This is a genomic window from Clostridium sp. KLE 1755 (assembly GCF_000466465.2).
Classification (GTDB): Bacteria; Bacillota; Clostridia; order Lachnospirales; family Lachnospiraceae; genus Eisenbergiella; species Eisenbergiella porci.
Genome location: NZ_KE992734.1, coordinates 1 through 16,732 on the forward strand (window position 1 = coordinate 1; position 16,732 = coordinate 16,732).

General features: G+C 48.5%; 18 protein-coding genes. 5 read left to right on the forward strand and 13 right to left on the reverse strand.

Annotated elements, in window-relative coordinates; translation table 11 throughout:
* Nucleotides 1–553 precede the first annotated feature (553 nt).
* The 5 genes from phoU to HMPREF1548_RS17760 all read right to left on the reverse strand — a co-directional run bounded on the left by phoU (nucleotide 554) and on the right by HMPREF1548_RS17760 (nucleotide 5,036).
* A complete protein-coding gene (phoU, locus tag HMPREF1548_RS17740; protein ID WP_025488041.1) occupies nucleotides 554–1,216 on the reverse strand; it encodes a phosphate signaling complex protein PhoU in 663 nt (220 codons plus the stop codon).
* Between the two features lie 27 nt (nucleotides 1,217–1,243).
* Nucleotides 1,244–2,002 (reverse strand): phosphate ABC transporter ATP-binding protein PstB, encoded by a 759-nt coding sequence (gene pstB, locus HMPREF1548_RS17745; protein WP_102287255.1) that lies wholly within the window; start codon nucleotides 2,000–2,002, stop codon nucleotides 1,244–1,246.
* A gap of 54 nt (nucleotides 2,003–2,056) precedes the next feature.
* Entirely contained in the window at nucleotides 2,057–2,929 is an 873-nt protein-coding gene (pstA, locus tag HMPREF1548_RS17750) for a phosphate ABC transporter permease PstA (protein WP_021637784.1), read from the reverse strand.
* A 36-nt stretch (nucleotides 2,930–2,965) separates the two neighbouring features.
* Entirely contained in the window at nucleotides 2,966–3,991 is a 1,026-nt protein-coding gene (pstC, locus tag HMPREF1548_RS17755; protein ID WP_021637785.1) for a phosphate ABC transporter permease subunit PstC, read from the reverse strand.
* 76 nt (nucleotides 3,992–4,067) lie between these two features.
* Nucleotides 4,068–5,036 carry a phosphate ABC transporter substrate-binding protein gene (locus tag HMPREF1548_RS17760; RefSeq protein WP_021637786.1) on the reverse strand — a complete coding sequence of 323 codons (969 nt, stop codon included), beginning with the start codon at nucleotides 5,034–5,036 and terminating at the stop codon, nucleotides 4,068–4,070.
* 240 nt (nucleotides 5,037–5,276) lie between these two features.
* On the opposite strand from HMPREF1548_RS17760, the gene HMPREF1548_RS17765 reads away from it, so the two are divergent.
* On the forward strand, nucleotides 5,277–5,705 hold the full coding sequence (locus tag HMPREF1548_RS17765) for a MarR family winged helix-turn-helix transcriptional regulator (protein ID WP_021637787.1): 429 nt from the start codon (nucleotides 5,277–5,279) through the stop codon (nucleotides 5,703–5,705).
* A gap of 4 nt (nucleotides 5,706–5,709) precedes the next feature.
* Complete coding sequence (locus HMPREF1548_RS17770) at nucleotides 5,710–6,477, forward strand: sulfite exporter TauE/SafE family protein (RefSeq protein WP_021637788.1); 768 nt, start codon at nucleotides 5,710–5,712, stop codon at nucleotides 6,475–6,477.
* A gap of 66 nt (nucleotides 6,478–6,543) precedes the next feature.
* Here HMPREF1548_RS17770 and HMPREF1548_RS17775 read toward each other — a convergent pair whose 3' ends face one another.
* The 6 genes from HMPREF1548_RS17775 to HMPREF1548_RS17800 form a co-directional block, all read right to left on the reverse strand.
* Nucleotides 6,544–7,143: a manganese efflux pump MntP gene (locus tag HMPREF1548_RS17775; RefSeq protein ID WP_021637789.1), complete on the reverse strand. Its 600-nt coding sequence runs from the start codon at nucleotides 7,141–7,143 to the stop codon at nucleotides 6,544–6,546.
* A 216-nt stretch (nucleotides 7,144–7,359) separates the two neighbouring features.
* Nucleotides 7,360–8,514: an alanyl-tRNA editing protein gene (locus HMPREF1548_RS17780; RefSeq protein ID WP_021637790.1), complete on the reverse strand. Its 1,155-nt coding sequence runs from the start codon at nucleotides 8,512–8,514 to the stop codon at nucleotides 7,360–7,362.
* A 123-nt stretch (nucleotides 8,515–8,637) separates the two neighbouring features.
* Nucleotides 8,638–9,243 carry a non-canonical purine NTP pyrophosphatase gene (locus HMPREF1548_RS17785; RefSeq protein ID WP_025488035.1) on the reverse strand — a complete coding sequence of 202 codons (606 nt, stop codon included), beginning with the start codon at nucleotides 9,241–9,243 and terminating at the stop codon, nucleotides 8,638–8,640.
* A gap of 246 nt (nucleotides 9,244–9,489) precedes the next feature.
* Nucleotides 9,490–9,717 carry a hypothetical protein gene (locus HMPREF1548_RS17790; RefSeq protein WP_051358431.1) on the reverse strand — a complete coding sequence of 76 codons (228 nt, stop codon included), beginning with the start codon at nucleotides 9,715–9,717 and terminating at the stop codon, nucleotides 9,490–9,492.
* 12 nt (nucleotides 9,718–9,729) lie between these two features.
* Nucleotides 9,730–10,530 carry an SIMPL domain-containing protein gene (locus tag HMPREF1548_RS17795; RefSeq protein WP_025488033.1) on the reverse strand — a complete coding sequence of 267 codons (801 nt, stop codon included), beginning with the start codon at nucleotides 10,528–10,530 and terminating at the stop codon, nucleotides 9,730–9,732.
* A 136-nt stretch (nucleotides 10,531–10,666) separates the two neighbouring features.
* Nucleotides 10,667–11,173, reverse strand: a complete 507-nt coding sequence (locus tag HMPREF1548_RS17800; protein WP_021637795.1) for a GNAT family N-acetyltransferase — start codon at nucleotides 11,171–11,173, stop codon at nucleotides 10,667–10,669.
* Nucleotides 11,174–11,844: 671 nt separating this feature from the next.
* Between HMPREF1548_RS17800 and HMPREF1548_RS17810 the strand changes: the two genes are divergently transcribed.
* Both HMPREF1548_RS17810 and HMPREF1548_RS17815 read left to right on the forward strand, forming a co-directional pair.
* Nucleotides 11,845–12,957, forward strand: coding sequence for an acyltransferase family protein (locus HMPREF1548_RS17810; RefSeq protein ID WP_035322749.1), 1,113 nt, complete (start codon nucleotides 11,845–11,847; stop codon nucleotides 12,955–12,957).
* Between the two features lie 80 nt (nucleotides 12,958–13,037).
* Nucleotides 13,038–13,598, forward strand: coding sequence for a GNAT family N-acetyltransferase (locus tag HMPREF1548_RS17815; protein ID WP_021637799.1), 561 nt, complete (start codon nucleotides 13,038–13,040; stop codon nucleotides 13,596–13,598).
* A gap of 316 nt (nucleotides 13,599–13,914) precedes the next feature.
* Here the strand turns inward: HMPREF1548_RS17815 and HMPREF1548_RS17820 are convergent, their stop codons facing one another.
* A complete protein-coding gene (locus tag HMPREF1548_RS17820; RefSeq protein WP_035322751.1) occupies nucleotides 13,915–15,051 on the reverse strand; it encodes a lactonase family protein in 1,137 nt (378 codons plus the stop codon).
* A gap of 1 nt (nucleotide 15,052) precedes the next feature.
* Nucleotides 15,053–15,802, reverse strand: coding sequence for a DUF8091 domain-containing protein (locus tag HMPREF1548_RS17825; RefSeq protein WP_021637802.1), 750 nt, complete (start codon nucleotides 15,800–15,802; stop codon nucleotides 15,053–15,055).
* 257 nt (nucleotides 15,803–16,059) lie between these two features.
* Between HMPREF1548_RS17825 and HMPREF1548_RS17830 the strand changes: the two genes are divergently transcribed.
* Nucleotides 16,060–16,398, forward strand: a complete 339-nt coding sequence (locus HMPREF1548_RS17830) for a cyclic-di-AMP receptor (RefSeq protein WP_021637803.1) — start codon at nucleotides 16,060–16,062, stop codon at nucleotides 16,396–16,398.
* The last annotated feature ends 334 nt before the right edge of the window (nucleotides 16,399–16,732 follow it).

Sequence of the window (16,732 nt, forward strand, 5' to 3'; positions counted from 1 at the left end):
CCTCCTCTCCCACCTCCAACACACCCCCCTAATCCTAGCCGGCCGCCCCCTCTACGCCCAACAAATCACCAACACCCTGGGCGTCCTCTTCCTCACCGCCCTCATCCTCTACACCAAATTCGTCGTCCAAAAAAGAGAAACCCAACTCCACCCCTAACCCCTCTCTTATCCCTTGTCCTTAAAAACCTACCCCAGGAGGCCGCCGCCTTTCCATGGGGGCAAGCAGGCTGAATTAGAGCAGGGAGTTTCTCCGCGGACGGCCAGGGCCTTTCTGGAAGATGGGGGCGTTTATTCCGGCAGACTCCGGCTGAGGTATGTTTTGTGAAAGGGTCGTTTAAAAACGTCGGTCCTTGCGTTGTGTCCTTTACAACGCTAGTACCGCTACGTTTTTAACCGAGCGAAAGCGTACCCGCTCACAAAACATACCTCAGCCGGAGCCTGCCGGAATAAACGCCCCCATCACGCCAGAAAGACCCTGGCCGTCCACGGAGAAACTCCCTGCTCTAATCCAGCCTGAAAAGCCCCCATGGAAAGGCGGCGGCCTCCGTCTCCACTACATAAGGCGGATGTGTTGGATGGCTCCGCTCTCCTGGAAAATCTCCCACTCAGCGATATTTACCGCATGATCCCCAATCCGTTCCAGATACTTGGCAATCATCAGCACATCCACACAGGCATCGATATTATCCACACCCTCCTGAAGCATATGCACCAGATCATCCTTCACCTTGGCAAAAAGCTCATCCACCACATCATCATGCCGGATCACCTCATCCGCGGCCCTGCTGTCACGGTTTACAAAAGCACCTACCGCATCATGCACGATTTCCTTAGCCACCTGCAGCATACCCGTAATATGCCTGGAATAAGCATCCAGATCACAATCCCGCAGACGAAGCATCAGCTCCGCAATATCCGCAGTCTGATCCCCAATCCGCTCAATATCCGTTACTACCTTCAGGGCGGCGGATATCATCCGCAGATCCCCTGCAATCGGCTGCTGCCTGGTAATCAGGGAAAGACACTGGGATTCAATGCTTCTTTCCATATCATTGATCACCCGATCTCCCCTGATAATCTGCTGCTCCAGATCTGTATCCTTATTTTCCACCGCAGTCAGCAGCAGATTAAAGGACTCCTCCACTGCCGCCCCCATTTCCGCCAGGCTTTTCCGCAGGCTGTTTAATTCCTCCAGATACATACTTCTCGTCGTCATAGCTTTAAACCTCACTCCTCTGCTCTGTTATCCGAAACGCCCCGTAATATAATCCTCAGTCCGTTTATCCTTCGGCCTTGCAAAAATATTGGACGTAATATCCTTTTCCACCACTTCCCCCACCAGGAAAAAAGCGGTTTCATCAGAAACCCTGGCAGCCTGCTGCATATTGTGGGTAACTACCACCACCGTATACTTTTTCTTGAGATCCTCCATCAAATCCTCGATTTTTAACGTGGAAATAGGATCCAGCGCTGATGTTGGCTCGTCCATAAGCAGCACCTCCGGCTGTACGGCAAGCGCCCTGGCGATACAGAGCCTTTGCTGCTGCCCTCCTGACAAACCCAGCGCGGACTTTTTCAGCCGATCCTTCACCTCATCAAAAATAGCAGCCCCTTTCAGGCTTTCTTCCACAATTTCATCCAGCCGCGCCTTACTCTTAATCCCATGAATCCTGGGACCATAGGCAATATTGTCGTAAATACTCATCGGAAACGGATTGGGCTGCTGGAATACCATGCCCACTTTTTTACGAAGCAGGGTTGTATCCACCTTTTCATCATAAATATTCTCGCCGTCCAGCGTGACCTCTCCGTCAATTTTTACGCCGTCCACCAGATCATTCATGCGGTTCAGCGTCTTTAAAAAAGTGGATTTCCCGCATCCCGAGGGACCGATAAAAGCGGTAATGGCATTGGCGGTAATATCCATATCCACATCCTTCAGCGCATGGTTGGCGCCGTAATATAAATTCAGCTTTTTCGTACTTATTTTTGCATTATTCATTCCCATACCTCCGGCATATCACAGTCCTGCCTGCAATACTGCATCAATCTCTCTTTATTCTCTTGTTTCCACATTGAACTTCCCGGACAGGTACTTTGTGAGCATATTGATAAGAAGCACCAGAACCAGAAGCACCACAGCGATTCCGAAGGCCTCTCCATACTGTGCCTTAGACATGCACAGATACAGCTGTATGGTAAGGGTGCCCCCTGATTCCAGGATTTTGGTAAGAAAGCCCATGCCGCTCTTTGGAAGAAGGAAACCGCTTCCCGCAGTGAACAAAAGCGCTGCCGACTCACCCACGATTCTGCCCACAGCCAGGATAATACCGGTTATAATACCCGGCATGGCGGAGGGCAGAAGAATGGTCCGTATCATATACCATCTGGCGGCCCCCATTCCCAGCGCCCCGCTCCGATAGCTTTCCGGCACTGTTTTCAGCGCTTCCTGCGTGTTGCGGGTAATGAGAGGCAGCACCATAAGCGTCAATGTAAGGGCGCCGGTTATAATGGAATAGCCAAGGCCCAGGGTATTTCCGAAAAAAACCATGCCGAACAGGCCAAAAATTATTGAAGGGATGCCGGAAAGGATTTCCGTGGTAAACTCAATGGTACGCACCACTTTTCCAGGTTTGGCATATTCATTCAGATAAATGGCCGATCCCACGCCGATGGGTGTGGCAATAACCAGCGTAATAACAACAATATACAACGTATTTAACAGATTTCCCGCAATTCCGAAGGTTCCCTTCAGGCTGCTGGGAACTGTCGTCAAAAACTGCCAGCTGATACTGGAAATCCCTTTTACAAAGGTATAACAGACAATTCCCGCCAGCAGGAGAATGGACAGGGAAGCCGCCGCATAAATTGCCGCAGTAATCACTATGTCAGAAACTCTGACCCTTTTTACCAGAATACTTTGATCCATAATTTATCTCCTCACATCCACAGAGTCCGCCGCCTATTACGCCTCTCCCTGAACTGCCGCGCCGGCCCTGTTTTTCTTTTCCCCTGCCGTCCCACAGCTTTTGCCCTCGCTTCTGCTTCCCGCTTCTTTTACCTTTTCCTGCGTATCCTTTGACTTCAGAAGCTTTGTCAGACACGTATTGATAAGCATGATAAAGGCAAATAAAACAAGCCCGATGGTAAACAGCACTTCCCTGTGAAGTCCTGAAGCATAGCCCATCTCACTGACAATTGCGGTGGTAAGAAAACGAACGGAATGAAAGGGCAGCGGAAAATTGACGGAGCTGCCGGAAACAAGCGTGATCGCCATGGCCTCGCCTATTGCGCGTCCCACACCCAGGACAACCGCCGTTATAATTCCCGATTTGGCCGCAGGAAGCATCACCCTGAAAATAGTCTGTATTTTGGAAGCGCCCAGGGCCAGGGAGGCGGATTTATATTGGGAAGGCACCGCCCGCAGGGCGGACTCGCTGATATTGATTACCGTAGGCAGTATCATAATTGCAAGCACAATGACAGCGGAGATCAGATTGGCGCCGCCTGTGAACTGATGTGTCTCTGAACCTTTGAAAACCGCAGTTTCCACCCGGTACATCAACGGGTTTAAAATCATGATTCCCAGCAGGCCGTAAATCACGGAGGGAACGCCAGCCAGCAGTTCCACCGCCGGTTTTACCACGGCAGCCAGCTTTTTCGGCGCTGCCTCCGCCAGGAAAACGGCGGTCAGCACACCTATGGGCACTCCGATTGCTATAGAAAACGCCGTCCCAACAATTGAAGTCAGAATAATATAAAGGATACCAAAGCTCGGTTCCTTCGCCGTGGGCTTCCAGACCGTCCCGAACAGGATATCCTTAAGCCCCACCTTAAACAGGGCCGGTGTCCCATTAATCAACATATATAAAGTAATGGAGAAAACAGCCAGAACGGCAAAAAAAGTACAAACAGTAAATATGATTTGGGCAGCCTTTTCCACTGCATTTTTGGAATGCCTGCCCCTTACAATTGAAAAAGCCATTTTCATAATATATGTTCCTTTATCCCCGCAGAGGCCCTGTTTTTCACAGGGCCCCAAACTTGCACTATTCAGTTTCAAATGCTTACTCTGTGACAATCAGGCCGACACTCTCAATCAGAGCCTTTCCTTCGTCAGAGGCCAGGTAATCAAACAGCGCCTGTACCGTCTCGTTCTGTTCGGAAATCTCACCCTTTGTAGCCATTACAAAAGGCCTGCTCAGCAGATAGCTGCCTCCCTTGATGTTTTCCACCGTAGGCTCCACCTCATCAATGGAAAGCGTTTTAACGGTATCATCAATTACATCCAGGGATACATAACCGATTGCCCCGGGTGTTGCCGCAACCTTTGCCATCACCGCGCCTGTGCTGTCCAGCTCGTTTGCATAAGCACACTGGTCTTCGATTTCCAGCAGCTCTTCAAAAGCGCCCCTGGTGCCGGATCCGGCTTCCCTGCCTACCACTACAATCGCCTGATCCGCACCGCCTGCATCCTTCCAGTTCTTGATTTCACCGGTATAAATTCCGGAAAGCTGTTCCCTGGTAAGGCCTGAAGCTGTGTTTGCAGGATCGGTAACCACGGCGATTCCGTCGATGGCTACAATATTTTCAGCCACGCCGCCCGCCTTTTCTTCCTCCGTCAGATTCCTGGAGGCATTTCCAATATCAACGCTTCCTGCGGCAACGGCCTCCACACCTGCGCCGGATCCCGTAAACTCAGCAGTTACGGTAACACCGGGATACTTTGCCATAAAGCTTTCAGCCAGCGCATTGGAAAGCTTCTCCATGGAGGTGGAGCCTGCCATGGAAATACTGCCGCTCAGGCCGGCGTTTGCAGATGCCGCTTCCGATGCTGTTTCTGATGCTGTTTCGCCGGAGGCCGCTTCACTTCCGGCCGCCCCGGCTGCCGTATCTGTGCCGGCCGTCTCCGATGCCGCCGCCTGGGAAGAAGCTGCTCCGTTATCCGCTGTTGTTGTTTCCGTAGTGCCGCAGCCAGCCAGCGCCGCCATGGCAAGTACCGCTGCCGCTGCAATTGCTGTAATTTTCTTTTTCATAATATTTTTCTCCTTTACATCTGTTTCTTTCTCTCGTCTGCAATAGCAATGATAACTGTTTCACAAAAAAGAAAAAAGCAAAGTAAGGTTATGAGTTTGTAAGTTCTTTGTAAAGCACCGCTTGACTTTTGCCAGAATCATGCTAATATAAAAGCAGTTAGTTCTAAAAAGAACTAACTGCTTTCGTTCACTCCGTTAACCGGGAAGCTTTCCCTTTTTATTAATAAAGAGAGAATCCATATGAATACTATTATTGATTATCTTCTCACCGGAAGAAGCCTGAAGAGGGCATATAACAAATTTCTCAGCAAGACCAGCAATGTCTACGGCCTGAGCGGGATGGAAACCAACGTCCTTCTTTTCCTGTACAATAATCCGGGCTACGACACAGCGTCTGATATTGTGGAGCTGCGTTCCTTCCCAAAATCAAACGTATCCAAGGCTGTGGAATCCCTGAGCGCCAGAGGCTATCTGGAAAGCATCATGGATAAAGATGATCGCAGAATCTTCCATCTGCGGATCTGCCCGGCAGCTCTTGACGCCGTAAAGGCGGCCAGACAGAGCCAGGAGGACTTCCTCCGTTTTATATACAAAGGGATTGATCCGGAGGAGCTGAAGGTCGTTGACCACGTTCTTTCCGTCATATCACATAACCTGAAGGAGACATAATAACATGATTGCAAAAATTATCGTATGTATCATCGCCGGCCTGGGAGCCGGTATCGGAACCGGATTTGCCGGCATGTCCGCGGCTGCGGTCATTTCCCCCATGCTCATCACCTTCCTGGGCTTTCCTGCCTATGAAGCGGTAGGCATCGCCCTGGCATCCGATGTCCTGGCATCGGCAATTTCCGCCTACACCTATGGAAAACACAAAAACCTGGATATTAAAAACGGTATCATCATGCTGATATCCGTACTGGTCTTCACCCTCGTGGGAAGCTTCGTTGCATCCAGGGTGCCCAACCGTTCCATGGGCAGCTTTTCCGTCATTATGACCCTGCTTCTTGGTATTAAATTCCTGGTAAAGCCCGTTATGACCACCAAAGAAAACCAGGCCGACAAGGATCTGAAAACCAAAGTCATCCAGTCAATCCTGTGCGGAATGCTCATCGGCTTTATCTGCGGCTTTATCGGCGCAGGCGGCGGCATGATGATGCTTCTCATCCTCACCAGCGTACTTGGCTATGAGCTGAAAACCGCTGTGGGAACCAGCGTTTTTATCATGACCTTTACAGCCTTTACCGGCGCGCTGTCCCATTTTACCATCGGCGGCATGCCCGACATCCCTGCCCTGATTCTGTGTATTCTGTTCACACTCCTGGGCGCACGCCTGGCCGCCCTGTTTGCCAACAAGGCCTCCGCCAAAACGCTGAACCGGGCCACCGGCGCAGTACTGACCGGCCTGGGAGCCGTTATGGTAGTGATGAACTTCCTGTAATGTCAAAGTCCTGTAATATTAAAGTCTTGTGATATTAAAATCCTGTGATATTAAAGTCCTGTAATATTAGAAGGCAAGGATACCCAGATGCTCCAGCAGAATCTTCGTTCCCATGAGAATTAATATGATTCCGCCTGCCAGCTCTGCCTTGGCCTTGAATTTCGCGCCGAATACATTTCCTATTTTAATGCCCAGCACACTGAGGAAAAAGGTAATGGATCCGATAAAGGAAACCGCCGGTACGATATCCACGCTCAAAAATGCAAAGGTTACGCCTACGGCAAGCGCATCAATGCTGGTGGCAACTGCCAGGGGAACCATAGTTTTCACATCAAAGGAATCATTCTGCTCCTCCTGGGCGCACTTTTCACAGCCGCAGCCGGCGGAGCGGAAGGAATCCACCGCTTCCTTCACCATATTCAACCCGATGAGACAAAGCAGGATAAACGCGATCCAGTGATCAATGCTCGTAATCAGAACCTTGAACTGTGTCCCCAGCACATAGCCAATCAGCGGCATGCCCGCCTGAAAGCCCCCGAAATACAATCCGGCGATAATGCCGTTTTTCCAGCTCATCTTTTTCATGGAAAGCCCTTTGCAGATCGACACTGCAAAGGCGTCCATGGACAATCCCACCGCAATTACAAACAATTCCCACAAATTCATCTGTCGTTCCTCCTGTAAAATAGACAGCCCCCAATGGACTGTGCCCGTATGTCCTCCGGACGTAAAAAAAAGACCTATCTGCCGCCCGGCAGATAAGTCTCATTATTTAAAGTAAAGCCAGATAAGCTTCTTATCAGTATGTTGACTTCACTACACCATTCAGTGCTAACTACTCCCTTATCGTGAAATTCATCATAGCATTTTGATAAAATGATGTCAATAAACTTTTTCAAAAAACTCCCTTATTTCCGCTTTCTCAGCCTGCACAGAGCCCTGAATCATCGGATTCTTCCCTCCGCCCCTGCCGTTCAGCTCCCGGTTCAGATCTTTTCCCAATGCCGCCACATCCTTTTGCCGGCTGCAGACCACATATTTATAGCCTTCCCCGTCACTGCCGGAAAAGACAGCCGCAAGGCCCGTCCGTTCTGAAAGCATATCCGCGAGCTTCCTTATTTCCACTGCATTCAGCCCGTCCTCAAAAATTACTGTTTTTTCCTGGCCTTCAGGTATTTCCTTTACCATCATTTCAAACAGCCTTTGCTTCAGCCCATTATTCTGTAGCCTCAGCTCCTGCATCAGCTCCTGCTGCTTTTGAACCGCCGCCGCGGTTTCCTCCGGTTTTACGGAAAGCAGGGCCGATATGGCTTTTACATTTCTGTGCTTTTCCTCATAATCCTCCAGCGCCCTCCAGCCGATCTCAAGCGTCAGCCGGATTCCTGTTTTGTAATGTTCCGAGGAGGTAACCTTAATCGGCCCGATTTCCCCGGTCCGCTTTACATGGGTCCCGCAGCAAGCGCATACATCCGCTCCCGGCACCGTCACGATACGCACCGCCCCGTCAATTTCCTTTTTACTCCGGTATTCCAGCGTCTCCAGTTCCCGGGCGCAGGGGTATCCCGCCAGAATCCTTTCATTGGCCAGAACCACGGTATTGGCCTGCCTCTCCGCCTCCGCAATCTCCTCCTCCGTAAGCAGTCCGCTGAAATCCACAGTGACAAAATCCTTCCCCATGTGAAAGCCGATATTGTCATAGCCATGCAGCCTGTGCACAATCCCGGAGAAAATATGCTCCCCGGAATGCTGCTGCATGTGAAGGAAGCGGCGCTCCCAGTCTATCCTGCCGTGAACCAGGCTGCCTGGTTCCAGGGACTGTGAGCAGATATGAAGCACATAATCCTTCTTATCCCTCACATCCGTCACCCGGACATCATTCAGGAAACCCTGATCCGCAGGCTGTCCGCCGCCCTCCGGGAAAAAAGCGGATTCATCCAGAACCACCTCATAGCCGTTCTTACCCTCTTCACAGCTTAAAACCCTGGCGTCAAACTCCCTGATATAAGAATTCTCATCATATAATCTCTTGGTAAACATGTCTTACTTCCCTTTCTGCCCGCAGCTGGTTATTGCTTAAATTCGCAGTTTTATATTTGCTGACTTCCTATTTGTTGACTTTATATTAATCGGCTTCCTATTTGCCAGCTTTATGTTTCCAGCCTATATTCCCAGCGCATTCCTGAAAAACCGCACGATCCCTTCACTCTTCTCAAAAATACTCTGCTGCCCCTCAAGCTGTGTAAAATACTTTCCGTTATCCACATCCACAGAAATCGGATCCAGCGGAAATCCCTCTTCCTTCTGCTGCACCGGCTTGTCCACCAGATAAAATCTGACTCCGCTGATATCCGGCCCGTAATGCTCATACCGCCTGTTTTCATCCAGAATCAGGCAGATAGCATTTCTGTATTCTGCCATACACCTGCCTCCCAGCCTGTGAGCGATCCCCGCATAATAGGCCGTCATTTCCGCATCACTGAGACGCCGGCCGCCCACATTACGCACATGAACCCCCGGCTGCTCCTCCTCCGGCAGGCCTTCTATATACATGCCGCTGTCACAGGAGAACACAGGCATTTTAAAAATGCTGTAATAAAATTCCGCCTTCTGCCTTGCATTTTCCAGCGGCGTCCTGCCCGTTTCCTCCGGCTCTTCCTGTACAGCCGGCAGATCCCTGAGACTGAGCAGTTCCACATCCAATTCCTTCAAAGCTTCCTTCATCATGGAAAACTTTCCTGGATTCCCGGTTCCGTAAATCAGCTTCAAAACGTTTCCCGCCTTTCCAAAAATACTTTTTTCAGGTACTCTTCCATTCCTGAAGTTCTATATAAAAGCAGCCCGGCTGCATCTTCCAGCCGGACTGCCTTCTAAGCCAAAGTCTGATACACGCGGCGGCGGATTGACGGATGCGACGCCTGTCCACAACCATCTTACCCGCCGCCCGCTGTACTAACTCCGGCCGGGGAAGGACTCTCTGTCCTTCCTATTTTACGCTTTCGCTCTGCTTTCTGTCTACCATTCTTTTTTCAAATCCTGCTCAGACAGACCGTAATGCTCCAGGAATTCCCGGAGGTCGCTGTCCTCCCGGATATACATCACTTCCTCCACATGCCCCGTCTGTCTGTCCCGGAAGCACGCAACCCGTTCTCCCGTACAGATGCTGCACCGCAGCAGCGGGATCTGGTTTATCCGGTCAAAGGAAGGATACCCTGCGGCAGACTTCTTTTTCCGTGAAAACATATGCTTCATCCCCTATTCGGCAGCATAATTCAGCCTCACCGTAATCATGGCATTCTTATATCTGGAACTGGTATCAAAGGCTCCGTCATAGCTGTATTCCCCTGATCCGGAATTCTTGGCCGTAATCTGGAAAACTCCCAGGTTCGCGCTGAGCAGGGCGCCCGTCCTGCTGCCAGTGCCTGCCGCCATGATATCGATCCTCTGCTTTGCATTATCAGTTGCCTTCTCAATAAGCTCCAGCTTCACCTCGTCCAGCTTGGTACAATAATATTCCGGAGAATTGGAGACAAACTCCACACCCGATTCAATAAGCTTGGTAATATCCCTGGAGATATTCTCCACCTTATCAATATCCTCTGAAGTAACGGACAGGCTCTGATAGAGATCATAACCATCCGGATAATCTCTTATATAGTTCCCGTTTTCGTCATATTCCGTACGGTAACGCTGGGAAATATCCACGGAACTGAAAACCAGCTCCTCTTCCGAGACCCCGTTTTCCAGCAGATACTGCCTGACTACCTCCGCGTCCTTCTTAATAATGGCGTAGGCATCCTTGGGCGTGGCGCCGTAAGCGGAGAAGCTCCCTCTCCAGACCACCAGATCGGATTCGAAATCAATGCTCGCCGAACCGGTAGCCGTCAGCCCGCCGGCTCCGGAGGTCTTTTTATAGTCCACAATGCTCCCTGAAAAAATAACCACACACACAATGGCCGTAATTCCTGCAATCAGTGCAATAATCACCGATTTCCATTCACCGGCCCCGCCTTTGCGGTTCCCGCCGCGTTCATCCATTTCTTTTTTCCCATCCATAGACCAACCTCCCTCTTCCTGTTTTCCATTATTATCATTATCCATTATATTTTCAGTATAACAACAGCCCTGTAAAAAACAAGGAAGATTTTCTTAATTTAGCGATTCCTGCGCCATTGCCGGGAAGGTCGTTGATCTATACATGGATTACCGCGTATAAATAGGAATCCTGGATACATCCGTTTTTGAAAATACTTTTCCGTTTGATGCCCTCCAGCTCAAAACCGGCCTTTTCCAGAACACCCCTGGAAGCCAGATTGGTGGAAAACGGCTCCGCATAAATCCTCACAAGCTTATAACGGCGAAACGCCTCTTCACACATCAGCTGCACCGCCTTTGTCATGATGCCTTTTCTCCAGAAGGGCTCTCCCAGCCAGTAGCCCAGCTCCGCAGACTTGCAATATACATCGTCGTTAAGCATAACGGTAATGCTTCCCACCGCTTCCCCGTTTACAATGATCGCCCTGGCAAGCTGGGTAATCCCTTCCTTTTCCATGCAATCCTGAACGAACCATTCCGCATCGTCCTCCGTATAAGGGTAGGGAAAGGAATCCCTCAGCCTTCCTGCGATTTTTTCATTATCAGCGTATTTTGCAACCGACGGTATATGTTCTTTTTTCCATGTTTCCAGTGTAAATTCCATTTTCTGCTCCTGTCTGTACGTCCCGGCAGCTGTGCCTGACGAACTTTTCCTTCTTTTTTTGTGTCAAACCTGATATTTATAAAAATACTCCTCTTTATCTTGCCGCCGCGTCCCCGGTAATGCAAAAGGACAACGGCCTGCGCATGACGGCCGTTCCGGTGCTCCCCGGCATCAGTTTTCCCTTACGGTTTGTGAGTAAAAGCATCTTCATAATACCTTCTTTCTTTGACTTCGGCCTGCAGGCAGAAAGTTGCGGGCCTCTTCACGGACATAAAAAATCCGCACGGATTATCAGAATATTCAAATCTGGAATCCATGCGGTTTCATCCTATCTATTCAGACCACACAGATACAAGCCTCTGCGTACTTGCATCTGCTATAACAGCTACAAGTACCGGAAGTTCATGGACATGACTGTGCACATCATGAAATCTGCAGTTGTGGTCATTTTGTTTCTCATAGTCAACCTCTTCACATAATGGAACTATTTTCCCAATTGGTATCAGTGTAACAAAGTCGGCGCAAAAAATCAACCGGACAAAAGACTTTTTTTAATAAATTATTAAAGAAATTTTTGTGACAGCTTAGTTTTTACCGTTTATAATTAAAATAATTTTTAAACCTGTTCTTTCGGCACCTGCCGCCGCATATAATTGCAAGAGGGGATTTTTATGTATTTATATATTTTATTGCTGCTTTTCCTGTTACTGTTCCAGGCAAGCTCTTCCGGGCCGGAAAACTTCCAGGAAGAGCATTTCACTAAAAATTTTGAACTGCCGCTGCGCGGTTTTTTCACATTGGTGATCGTATTTCACCACCTATCCCAGTATCTGGACAACCCCGGACCGTTCCGGGTATTCCAGGAAGTGGGGATTCTTTGCGTTGCCGCCTTTTTCTTCTATTCCGGCTACGGACTGAGGAAAAGCGTTCTCACCAATCATGGATATTTCCATCATTTTTTTCTCAGGAGATATATCAAGATATTTGTTCCCTTTTTTCTCTGCAATGCCATATATCTCTTCGTTTACTACCTGACCGGAAATCGTTATGGGATAAAGCTGTCACTGGAATATTTAAGCGGCATCCGGCTGATTAATCCCCAGTCCTGGTATATTATCGTAATCGCCCTGTTTTATTTTGTGTTCTTTCTCACCTTCCGCTATATCCGGAAAACCGCCGTCAGTTTTCTGCTGCTTGGGATCTTCCAGATTGCCTTCCCTACCTACTGCATGGTGAAAGGGCCCGGCGTTTACTGGTTCCAGGGCGAATGGTGGTTTAATTCCAGCAGCCTGTTTTTTATCGGCGTCCTGATGGCCCAGTTTGAAAAACAGATCCTGGCCTTCGCCCGCAAATGGTATTATCCCCTGCTGCTGGCGGCGGCCCTTACCTTCCTTTACTTTTTCCCCAAGTCCGTCCGGGTCCTTGATAAGATCGAACCACTGCTGCTGAACGAACATATTTTTGTAAAGGAAATGCTGGAAAGCTGGATCTGCTTCATCTGGCAGACGCTGGCCGTTATCAGCTTCGTTGCTTTTGTTTTCCTGCTGACACTGAAAATCAGGTTTAATAATGTATTCCTCCGCTTTCTGGGGACCCATTCCTTTGAGCTGTATCTGATTCATGGACTGTTCCTTGAAATATTCCGGAGTGATAGGTTTTATATAAAGAGTGATTTTATGTATACAGCGGTTGTGTTGATCTTTTCCCTGGGTTTGACTGCGCTGATGTATTATCCGTTTAAAATTATATCTGGGAAGCTGCAGGAGTATAGCCTGCAATTATAGAATGTATTAATTTTTGTAACTGTTCATCAGGCCAGCGCTTTGCGCTGACCGTAAGAAAGTGATTCAGGAGCAGGAAAATAATGGTATATCTTGAAACCAATCGGCTTATACTGCGGGATTATACAGAATCAGATGCAGATGCCTATTTTGAATTAAGAAGCGATCCTAAAACAATGTATTATTTACAAGGTATTCAACTTTTTACCAAAGCAGCAGCTGTTAAGGATTTCCAAAAAATTTTGGAGGATTCAAGGAGCATTAATCGAAAATTTTATTTCTTACATATAGAAATGAAATCATCACATCAACAAGTCGGAAGTATTGGATATACAGTGACAGACAATACACCCGTTGGCAAACTGGTTGGCGCGGGGTATTTTATTTATCCCAAATTCTGGGGTAATGGATATGCTACTGAATCGTTTGAACGGGTTTTAAAATTTGCGTTTCTTGAAAACAATGTTTATAGGGTTGCAGCCGGATGTTTAGCTGAAAATATTGGTTCTGAAAAGGTCATGCAAAAATGTGGTCTTATTAAAGAAGCAGAACACATTGATTACGAATGGCACGAAGGGAAAATGAAAACCAGACTGGAATACCGATTACTAAAAAGCGAATGGGAAAGGTTAACATGTATTTAATTAATTTTAGGCTTAAGTAAAAAATAGATCAAAGCAGTTTAAATATATTATTATGAGAAAACGATGAGCGGTTATACTGAACCTGCTCATCGTTTTATTATAAGATATTTTTGATTACAGACACGCCGTCATTATAGAATGTGCTTCCAGCACAATCTTACAACCCTTGCCGTCTGCCCAAAGTTCAAACGTCCTGTCACTGTCCGTCGCATTTAAAATTACAGCGCCTATTATAGTAACATTTTTTATTTTTGCTTGCAAGGGGGTGATTTTGCAGAGCAATTTTGCAAAACATGTTTTCTGAGAGCCTGACGCCTTATTCCGCAAACAACAAACAGACCACGGCTCCCGCCTCATACACCTTCTTTTTCCTGAGAAGCCCGGTATCCGGTTCCCTTTCAAACACCACCAGATTATCACTGTCCTGGTTTGCCGCAAGCAGCCAACCGCCGGATGGAGCCAAGGTAAAGCCCCTGGGATTTTTTCCTTCTGAAGATATCCACTGCACCGGACTTAAAAGCCCATCGTTATCCACAGCGAAAACACCTATCGTATCCGCCCCTCTGTTTCCCACATAAATATACCTTCCGTCATCGGAAAGCACAATTCCGCCGATAGAGCTTCCCACCCCTGCCTCCTCTTCCGGCAGGCTGGAAACCATCTGTACGAATGAAAGGCGCCGCTCCTCTTTCTCCCATCGGTACACCGCTATCCTGTTTTTCAGCTCGCAGGTCACATACACCATATTCCCCGCCTGTAAAAAAGCAAAGCTCCTCGGTCCGCTTCCCGCCTCCAGGAAAACAGAAGCCGCACATTTACCCGGCTTTCCTTCCTCATCAAGCTCATAACAGGATATTTCATCCGTTCCCAAATCTGCAACCCACACAAACCCGTCCTTTACGGCGGCGCTGTGTACATGCGGCTTCTCCTGCCTTACCGGATGGCGCAGTCTCTCCCTGCCGTCCGCATTTTCCTTTTCCCCAAAGCTATGTACCAGCTGTCCGTCCATCTCTGCCAGTCCGCCGTCTTGTGACAGACGAAAACAGCTCATGCTTCCGCCGTTATAATTGGCGGTAAACACATGTCTGCCGGAACCGTCACAGCTCACATGGCAGGGAGCCGCACCCATTACGGGAAGAATGCTGTCCGCCGCAAGATACCCCTGCATGTCAATGCGGTAAGCGCTGAGCGCGCCTCCCATGGTTCCCTCATAGTCATCCAGCTCATTAACCGCATAAAGCATTTTCCCATCCGGCGATATGGTAAGCCAGGAAGCATTTAAAACCTCAGGCCAGCTCTCCTCAAGCCTTACTTCTCCCGTACTCTCGTCAAACTCCCAGAGACAGATCCCCTGTCCGTTTCCCAGATAGACGCTGCCGTCCCCTGTCACAACAGGCGCGTTATAACTACCTGTGTATAACTTTACTTTTTTTCCATTCTCCTGTGGATACATTTCACTCGTCTCCTTCCAATACTTTATAAAGATAGGCATTTCCTTTTTTCCCAACCCGTTCCACCACCCCGGCGTAAGCCAGGATCTGCAAAACCACCTGCGCCAGGCTCGCCCGGATATGTACTTCCTTCGCAAACTCCTTTACCGTAAAAGGCTCCGGTATCCCGTAGGGAACCAGCTGCAGATAATCCCTGGGACAGTCAATATCCATTATCTCCACCAGCTCCAGCGGAATCCTGTCAAAACGGGAGGAGCCCTTTTTCCTGTCCCGGCTCCATCCATTCAGAAGCCGGTATTCCTCCATATTTATAAACACAAACTTTAAATGCAGATTCTCATCCAGAAGAAAATTTTTTATCCGGTACAGTTCCTTGAAGGCCACATACGGATTCCCCTTCACCGGTGATTTTCTCCGGCTGCTGAATTCCCCTGTTTCTTCATCGATCCAAATCAGCCACTTTTCATAGGGAATCGGGTATACGATCGTCACCGGGTAAAGCGGCAGAAATTTCCCCAGCTTATCCCTCATCCGGTCAAAATTCCTCGTCTGTATCTCCACGATTTCCGTTCCGGTATAAATATCCGCCACACAGCCCTCTATGGGAATTTCATGCATGTCCTCATCCGGCGCGTAAAAATTCTTCAGCACCGCATGAACCGTCTTTTCCGAAAGCGTACCGATTCCCTGCTTTTCTCTCTCTGTCCCTACAATCTTATCCCTGGCCCACTCAAAACGTTCCTTATCGGTCACGGCTAATCTCTTTCCTTTCCGCCGCCGTATTGCATCCCGCAGCGCCTGTATTATACCACAACCAACTGCCCCCTACATCCCTGCAGACACAAATCCGTCCCATACAGCCTTTTTATAAATCTAATCATACCTCATTATTATATATTTTGCACAATTTTTGTTAAAAATGCGTAAAATAAATTGCTATTTCCCCGGAAAATATTTATACTAAGAAAAAGAGAACTTGTGCCGCAGATGTGCGGCGGAAGGAGTAGCCTATGAAAATGCTCTTAGCTATCGTGCATAATGAAGATGCACCCTTACTCATTAATGAACTGAATGAAAAAAAGTATTTCGTAACCAAGCTTGCCACCACCGGCGGATTCCTGAAAAAAGGAAACACCACCCTGCTCCTTGGTATTGAGGACGAAAAGGTGGATGAGGTATGCGATATTATCAAACAGCATTCCGGCAAACGCCAGCAGATCATGTACACTCCGCCGGCACCGTCAAACTGTAATGTATACCCCAATGCCGTATCCTCCGTACCCGTAAATGTAGAGGTAGGAGGAGCCACCATCTTCATCATGCCGGTAGATGATTTCCGGAAAGTCTGAGATGGGATAGCCCTAACACTACAAACAGCCCTTCCATAACCTCAACTGCCTGAACACCTCGCATTGTTCACAAGCGACAAAAGTTGCTGACAAAGCAGTTGAAAGATGGTTATAGAAGGGCTGTTTTTAACGCAAAAAATCTCCCCATTTTTTTTCGGACATATCAAAAAATACCCGCCCCGCCCAAAATCTATCTGCCCCATTCGCCTCCCCACGCACCGGATAAAATTCCCAATCAACCAACTACCTTCAACACGTTCAGGAGTTAGATTTTGGAGGGATTAAGGAACATTATGAGAGGCCGGGAATTCTGAGATGAGGGGGCATGCTTTCC

What these genes read in the sequence shown, in the direction of transcription:
- phoU (WP_025488041.1), bottom strand. Translation starts at nt 1,216, where the DNA reads ATGACGACGAGAAGTATGTATCTGGAGGAATTAAACAGCCTGCGGAAA.
- pstB (WP_102287255.1), bottom strand. Translation starts at nt 2,002, where the DNA reads ATGAATAATGCAAAAATAAGTACGAAAAAGCTGAATTTATATTACGGC.
- pstA (WP_021637784.1), bottom strand. Translation starts at nt 2,929, where the DNA reads ATGGATCAAAGTATTCTGGTAAAAAGGGTCAGAGTTTCTGACATAGTG.
- pstC (WP_021637785.1), bottom strand. Translation starts at nt 3,991, where the DNA reads ATGAAAATGGCTTTTTCAATTGTAAGGGGCAGGCATTCCAAAAATGCA.
- HMPREF1548_RS17760 (WP_021637786.1), bottom strand. Translation starts at nt 5,036, where the DNA reads ATGAAAAAGAAAATTACAGCAATTGCAGCGGCAGCGGTACTTGCCATG.
- HMPREF1548_RS17765 (WP_021637787.1), top strand. Translation starts at nt 5,277, where the DNA reads ATGAATACTATTATTGATTATCTTCTCACCGGAAGAAGCCTGAAGAGG.
- HMPREF1548_RS17770 (WP_021637788.1), top strand. Translation starts at nt 5,710, where the DNA reads ATGATTGCAAAAATTATCGTATGTATCATCGCCGGCCTGGGAGCCGGT.
- HMPREF1548_RS17775 (WP_021637789.1), bottom strand. Translation starts at nt 7,143, where the DNA reads ATGAATTTGTGGGAATTGTTTGTAATTGCGGTGGGATTGTCCATGGAC.
- HMPREF1548_RS17780 (WP_021637790.1), bottom strand. Translation starts at nt 8,514, where the DNA reads ATGTTTACCAAGAGATTATATGATGAGAATTCTTATATCAGGGAGTTT.
- HMPREF1548_RS17790 (WP_051358431.1), bottom strand. Translation starts at nt 9,717, where the DNA reads ATGTTTTCACGGAAAAAGAAGTCTGCCGCAGGGTATCCTTCCTTTGAC.
- HMPREF1548_RS17795 (WP_025488033.1), bottom strand. Translation starts at nt 10,530, where the DNA reads ATGGATGGGAAAAAAGAAATGGATGAACGCGGCGGGAACCGCAAAGGC.
- HMPREF1548_RS17800 (WP_021637795.1), bottom strand. Translation starts at nt 11,173, where the DNA reads ATGGAATTTACACTGGAAACATGGAAAAAAGAACATATACCGTCGGTT.
- HMPREF1548_RS17810 (WP_035322749.1), top strand. Translation starts at nt 11,845, where the DNA reads ATGTATTTATATATTTTATTGCTGCTTTTCCTGTTACTGTTCCAGGCA.
- HMPREF1548_RS17815 (WP_021637799.1), top strand. Translation starts at nt 13,038, where the DNA reads ATGGTATATCTTGAAACCAATCGGCTTATACTGCGGGATTATACAGAA.
- HMPREF1548_RS17820 (WP_035322751.1), bottom strand. Translation starts at nt 15,051, where the DNA reads ATGTATCCACAGGAGAATGGAAAAAAAGTAAAGTTATACACAGGTAGT.
- HMPREF1548_RS17830 (WP_021637803.1), top strand. Translation starts at nt 16,060, where the DNA reads ATGAAAATGCTCTTAGCTATCGTGCATAATGAAGATGCACCCTTACTC.